Source organism: Salmonella sp. SAL4457 (assembly GCF_046548235.1).
Lineage (GTDB): Bacteria > Pseudomonadota > Gammaproteobacteria > Enterobacterales > Enterobacteriaceae > Salmonella > Salmonella enterica.
The window spans coordinates 1-335 of record NZ_JBGDZO010000199.1 but is presented as its reverse complement, the minus strand read 5'-3'; the positions used below and the strand labels follow the sequence as shown (position 1 = coordinate 335).

Here is a 335-nt window from a genome sequence, read left to right as displayed (position 1 = left end):
GTTCCGCGAGCTGGCGGCGGAGGCGGACGTGGTCAACTACCACTTCCCCTGGCCGTTCATGGACCTGGTGCATTTCCTCACCGGTATGAACAAGCCGAGCGTGGTCACCTACCATTCGGACATCATCCGCCAGCGCGTCCTGTTGAAACTGTACCGGCCGCTGATGAGTCGTTTCCTCCACAGCGTGGATCGCATCGTCGCAGCCTCGCCCAACTACTTCAGTACCAGCGACGTGCTCCGCCAGTACCGAGAAAAGACCCGGGTGATCACCTACGGCCTGGACAAGGACGGCTACCCGAAGCCTGCGACACAGCGTCTGGAGCACTGGCGAGAGA

At 61.5% G+C, this 335-nt stretch carries 1 pseudogene; it reads left to right on the top strand.

What is annotated here, in order from left to right:
- Positions 1 to 335: pseudogene (gene wbpZ, locus ACLJNW_RS23900) on the top strand (D-rhamnosyltransferase WbpZ); the annotation flags it as partial.